The following is a 6,000-nucleotide window of genomic DNA, read 5'->3' as shown; positions in this document are numbered from 1 at the left end:
GATCCAGATGTCCGCCGATCCGGAGAAATCATGTCCGCCAGCCCGGAGCCAAATGTCCGCCCAGCCGGATTATCACGTGTCCGCTAGCAGGTGTGGCGGCCTACGTTGTGTTCGTGCGCCCATCCGGCGTCACTGCGTGATTGCTACGCACCCCTCAACCCGGAGCCTCTCGCATGAAGGGCAGAGCCCTTATGGGGCAGGCGGTAGCAAGCCAACCTTTCGTGAACCCACCCACCACCCAACAGGGCCCCTCTGCGAGTGCGCCCGAGAGGCCAACTGCCAGTCAGGATCCGCTAGAGGTGGAAAAATACTGCCGCATGTGGATCGCGATAATCACCGCCGCGGCTGCCAACGATCAAGAGAGACATCCGCGACCGTCTGAGCGATGTGCAGAGTACTCGAAGCCAAAGTTGGTAAGACGCATGTGTACTCCAGTAGAAGTGACTGATGTGAGATCATTATGCGAAAAAATGATTCGGGAGGAATTAAGACTTGGACAGTTTCGCTGGCTTCGGTATTAAGGGTTACAAAAGTTATGGGGGCGACTCAATCGAAACTGTTGGCCCGATGGATCGAATTCACCTTCTTGTTGGCAAGAACAACGTCGGGAAGTCGAACACGCTCAAGGTCATGCTCGACGTCATTGATGCTTTTCGTGCAGATTCGGTCGGTGGGATTCACCCGCAGAAACTATACGACAATACACCGGAAGGCCAGCCGGCTGCTTCCGTGTGGACTGTTCGCTTGGGGTTCCGCTTTACAGACGAGGTGCTGGCACCATTTGCGGACCTCCTTCAGAGGAATGCTGGCAGACATTATCCTGTGACCATGTTGGATCTTTTTCGGGCTGAACCCTATTCGCTGGGATGTTCTGATACCTTCTGGCTCGATTTTGAAGTTCAGCAGGATGAGCGGAGATCGAACGCAAGTAAGATCGCGATCTCTAAAGGACAGTTCAATGCTGCAATGGCGAGGTTCGGTGAAGCTGAATCTCGCGCGATTTCCGAATGGCTTCGACAGGTGAGCATGCCGAGTGGTATTGTCGATCGGTCTCCTTTCGACTTGTTTAACTCTGTGATTCGGCGCATTCCTCTCGTGAATATAATTCCTCTGGTCGAACGAGTGGACGCAATCCGCGAGGCTACTGCGGATTCTGGCGACTCGAATTCGCTGCCATTCGCTAATGGTCGGGGAATTATTCGTAGTCTCGCAGCTCTCCAGCGTCCATCACGGGAGAGGTATAGGAAAGATACGGTGCGCTACCAGGCATTCAATCGCTTCGTAAAGGCAGTGCTCGATGACCCCAACGCGCAAGTGGAAATACCCGACGAGCGAAACGACATCCTCGTGCATATTGGCAAGAAAGATAAGGTAGAGTCTATCGCCAACCTCGGGACAGGTATTGCAGAGGTAATTATATTGGGTGCTGCAACAACCGTGACTACTGGCAAGCTTATCTGTATTGAAGAGCCGGAGTTGCATCTTCATCCCACGCTACAGCGAAAACTAATCCAGTATCTTGCTGAGGACACCGATAACCGGTATCTGATATCGACTCATTCGGCGTCGATTCTCGATTCCACGATTGCCTCCATCTCGCACGTTACGATGGACGACGACGGTTGGACGCATGTAGATTCCGTCATTTCTAGATCAACGCTGTCGCACGCGGTGGCGGATCTTGGTAATCGCGCTTCGGATATCGTCCAGTCTAACTTTGTGGTATGGGTCGAAGGTCCGTCAGATAGAATCTATCTGCACTGTTGGATTAGCGAGCTCGCGCCTGAACTGATTGAAGGTGTTCACTACTCAATCATGTTCTATGGTGGCGCGTTGCTCAACCATCTGACTGCAGAGGATGAAGAGGTAACTGATTTCATACAGCTCGCTATGATCAACCGAAACCTTGCGATAGTCATAGACGCAGATAATAAGAGCGAGGATAGTGAGGTAAATGAAACTAAGAAGCGAGTCAAATTCGAATTTGAAAATTATGGTGCTAAAGTGTGGATCACTCGTGGATATACCATAGAGAATTATATTCCCATAGATATACTTAAGAGCGCTATTGCGGATAAATATCCTAAGAACGTTTACCTTATGCCCGAGAGTCAGTACGTGTCTCCGCTGGGTAACCCCTTCGAGGGGACGAAGAACAGTCACCCGAGCAAGATCAGTGTCGCGAAGGCGGTTGTTGCACGCAAGATGCCCATCGAATCGTGGGTCTTCGATCTTAAAGATCAGATTGATGATCTTGTGGGGAGAATCCGCGCAGCGAACGGACTAATGTCGGTGCCCGCTGAGCCTTAGGCGACCGTGTCTTAACCGAAGGAAGCGGCCAGCACCGTGGGGACCATATGGGGGACCGGACCTCATGCGCGTTGGTGAACATCCGCAAGACTCGCGCGGGTGTGCTGATAACTTGCAGACCGTGCGCGACGTGCGCGCAAATGGCCTCCACCTGAGGTCTTCCGTCCGCTCAGATTGATGTGATGCTCGGAGTCTGCACGCACGGAGCGGTTTTTCGGAGGCTGTCGGGGCTGTCGGGCTTGTTGCCCGAATTCAGCCATACAGGATCAAGAGGTGCCCCGGCGGCGCCGCGCGCCGCCGGGGCGCATTCTGGTCCAGTTCGCATGATCGGCTATCCGCTTTGGCGACGTGGTAAACGCAGACTCTAAACTCTGGTCGCTTTCTCATTCGCCGAGCAGTGCTGGACACGACGCGAGCCGTACCCGACCCAACTATGCAGTCGCCGAGGAATTCTCCGGTGCCCTGCGGGGTGGCTGGTGGCGGTTTCGTCTAGCGCTCAACGAATCTCGGCACTTCTAGCCAGACGTTCATACAAACCACTCGTAATCCTCATGGGGAGTTGTATCCGTTGGCGCTGGTTGAACCGATGACGTGAGTAACTCGTAGACGTGGAACATAAAGTGTCTCCGATCGTGTGATCGGAAACGGTATCGGATGCGTGTACGCAGGGAGGAAGACGTCGCCTGGCGAATCTCTCGAACGCTCTTTCTGTATATTTTTCCGCTTGGAATGACCTGTACGACTACCGTGTCGTCCTCGGTAGCATCTGCATCTGCGATCGCCTGAAGGGCCAACAACTCGAACACATCCAAGCTATCAATCGCCATCTGCTTCTCTTTGCGATTGATTTTCCAGCCACCATATCTCAAGCTCGTGCCTTCGAATATGACGGTCTCGAACTGCTGAGCAACCCAAAAGGGCCGCAGCAGTAGGTTCATTGCATAGAGCTCGGCTGGAAGTTCTCGACGCCTGGCATCGTCCTTGGGGTACACCTTTACCAAGAGTCGAAGTATGAATCCGGGGCAGAAGCCAAAGACTCCCACTGCCATCAGCAGCGTAGTGATGCTCTGCCAGGAAGATGCGAGTTCGAGCGCCTTCGGAATCACACCCACCCCAGATTCAGCGCCGAGAATCGACTGTCGGCGCGGGCGGCGCGCATTGTCGCGGCAAGCTCTAGCTTTCCGTGATCCGTGAGCTCGTAGTATCGTCGAGGTGGACGTTTATCGACGATCGTCGAAGGGTCTTCCCAACCATCGGTTAGCCAGCCCTCCTGGAGCATCTTGGCCAAGATCGGATACAAGACACCGGAACGCACACCAGATCGTCGACTCAAGTCGTACCCCCAATGCTTTGCATCTGGTTCGGTTAGTAGCGCAGCGGCAACTTGGATTAGAGCATGTGTCTTCCGCATTCCGGTATTCTACATAGGTAGAGTACGATCTACAACGGGCCTCGGCCATGCAGATCCGGCAGGTGCGCGACCTTCGGCCGCGTGGCCCCGGACTGTGGTGGCTGCCCGATCTGGGGCAAGTTCGCCTGCGGACTGGGTTACAACAATCATGGACCTTCGCTGCTTGCCCAACATAGGGACCACTGCGGGATTCGGACTGACCAGGCGCCTCGCCCATGCCTGGCAGTGTGGGGACCATTTGGGGACCACACGTCATGCGCGGCACTGAACATCCGCAGAACACACGAACTTTCGGACAACCGGCAGAACGTGCTAGACGTGCGCAAATAGCCGATTCCCAGTCCTGGGGGTCAGGTGGTCGCAGGTTCAAATCCTGTCAGCCCGACAGAAAAACCCCTTCTGACCTCGGTCGGAAGGGGTTTTCTCTTGTCCGGATCGGGCTGGGATTTGACCCGATCACACATTAATCTCACATTTTCGGGCCTATTCGCCCCGTGCCCACCGCTCGAGGACGTCCCGATTGTCCGGCACCGTCTCCGGGAGGTCGATGTAGTGGCCCTTCGCTACCGCCGTGGTGTTACCCAGCTGGCGGGCCGCGCTCGGGGTCGTCGTGCTCGTGGTCGACAGCGGTGGCGGCGCCCTTGCGGAAGGTTCGCGGTGTGATCCATGCGAAGGTTTCGCCGCGGGCGGCACGCCAGGTCCTGCCGAAGTTGTTCGGATTGCGCAGTGTCCCGACGCGGGAAGGAACAGCAATCCCATCGGGTTCGGCTGCCCGGAGGTCTTCAGGTGCTCGATGGCCTCGCGGATCGACTCGATGGTGTGTGGCGGCAACAAGATTCGGCGCCATCCGTTTTCGGTCTTCGGCGCGGGCTTGCGGACCCATCCGCCGGTGCCTTTGCCCTTCTGCTCGACCAGGGTTCCGGTGATGTCCAGTCGCGTAGCTTGCGCATCGCGATGGCGCCGGTATATCCGTCCAGCAGAACGAACTTCGCCCGGGACCGCACTGCGCCGGGTGTCCGACCGAGCTGTGCAGCGATCTGTTCATCGGAAGCTGTTGTCGCCAATGCGGCGAAGAACTCCTGGTAGTCCTCCCCGGTCCACAGACTGCCTCGCCGGTCCTCGCGCTCCCCCGTCGATGTCATGTTCGTCTACCGCTCCTGCTCCCGCTCGTGGCGGGACTCCAGCGCCCGGGTCAAGGCGTTGCCGGTCACGCCCTCGAGCGGGCTTCTGGGAAAGCTTCGGGATTGGTTCTGGTCCAGGGCTTCTCGCTCACGTACAGCCTCGGCCAGTTCCCGGTCGATCGCCTCCAGTCGTTCGGCGCGTTCGGTCGCGTGGCGTTGGCGAGCCTCGGCGGCCGCGGCGACGTCGGATGCGATTTTCTCGTGGTGCAGGACGTTGCGGACCTTTGTCAGGGCCTCGTTGCACAGCTTGATCAGCTCGAGGCGCTTGTCGGCGGAGTACAAGCCCTGCCGCTTACCGAAGTCGCTGACCAGTATCTTGGTGTGCTCGTGCAGATCGACCGCCTCCTGCCACGTCCGCACATGTCTGGCGTCCTCGATCACGTCGAGAAACAGATCCTTCAAAGTGGTCATCCCATCGCCTCCACACCCAGACCGACAACCCATTACGGCCGACAATAGGTCAGCCCGCCACGGCACCGAACCGGAACAGCAAGACGCAACACACCTGTACCCGACGAATTACATTGCCCTGACGCGTGTTCCAGCTATCTGGCGGTGTGTCTCTGAAACACCAACACGCAGGACGAGGCTCTTAAGGATGCATAAACACCTTCAGCGTGGGTCCTACGCTTGATCCGACGAAGTAGCGCGCCGGTCGCCTGGCACAGAGGAAAGGCTGAGGGGCGCCGTAGATGCACGCGTTCGTGGACGAGACCAAGCAGAACGGGTTGTTGATCGTGTCCACCCTCGCCGAGGTCCGCCACATCCAGCAGTCGTGCAAGGCGCTCCAGGCTCAGCGCGCCAAGGGGCAGAACCGGATCGACTTCAAGAAGGAAGACGACTCGCGCCGACGCGCGATCTGTTCGACGCTGTGCACCCTGCGAGGTGCAGGTGACCGTGTACGACGCCACCGGCATCCGGGACTCGGCCGAGGCTCGAACCGGTTGCCTCACCGCGATTGTCGAGGACCTGGCCGCCGTCGGCGGCCGTCGGTTGACGATCGAACAAGACGATTCGCTGGTCCACGGCGACAGCCGGACCCTCTATGCCGCCGTACGGAAGTTCGACGTCGTCGACACACTGGCCTATGAGCACATG

The 6,000-nt window shown here is 57.3% G+C and carries 4 protein-coding genes; 1 reads left to right on the top strand and 3 read right to left on the bottom strand.

Annotated features, from left to right (window positions below; genetic code table 11):
* Positions 1-492 precede the first annotated feature (492 nt).
* Positions 493-2,310, top strand: coding sequence for an AAA family ATPase (locus ACIBG0_RS21090; RefSeq protein ID WP_397034628.1), 1,818 nt, complete (start codon positions 493-495; stop codon positions 2,308-2,310).
* A gap of 527 nt (positions 2,311-2,837) precedes the next feature.
* On the opposite strand, the gene ACIBG0_RS21085 is transcribed toward ACIBG0_RS21090, so the two are convergent.
* From ACIBG0_RS21085 to ACIBG0_RS21075, 3 genes are all read right to left on the bottom strand, one after another.
* A complete protein-coding gene (locus ACIBG0_RS21085; protein ID WP_397034627.1) occupies positions 2,838-3,422 on the bottom strand; it encodes a hypothetical protein in 585 nt (194 codons plus the stop codon).
* The gene (locus tag ACIBG0_RS21080; protein WP_397034626.1) at positions 3,413-3,721 is read right to left on the bottom strand and encodes a PadR family transcriptional regulator; all 309 of its coding nucleotides are present in this window, start codon (positions 3,719-3,721) and stop codon (positions 3,413-3,415) included. Before ACIBG0_RS21080 ends, ACIBG0_RS21085 begins: the two co-directional genes overlap by 10 nt.
* Before the next feature lie 1,148 nt (positions 3,722-4,869).
* Entirely contained in the window at positions 4,870-5,313 is a 444-nt protein-coding gene (locus ACIBG0_RS21075) for a hypothetical protein (protein ID WP_397034625.1), read from the bottom strand.
* Positions 5,314-6,000: the final 687 nt, after the last annotated feature.

The sequence above is a fragment of the Nocardia sp. NPDC050630 genome (assembly GCF_044457245.1).
Classification (GTDB): domain Bacteria; phylum Actinomycetota; class Actinomycetes; order Mycobacteriales; family Mycobacteriaceae; genus Nocardia.
Note: the sequence above shows the minus strand (reverse complement) of the source record. Positions and strands in the feature narration are given on the sequence as shown.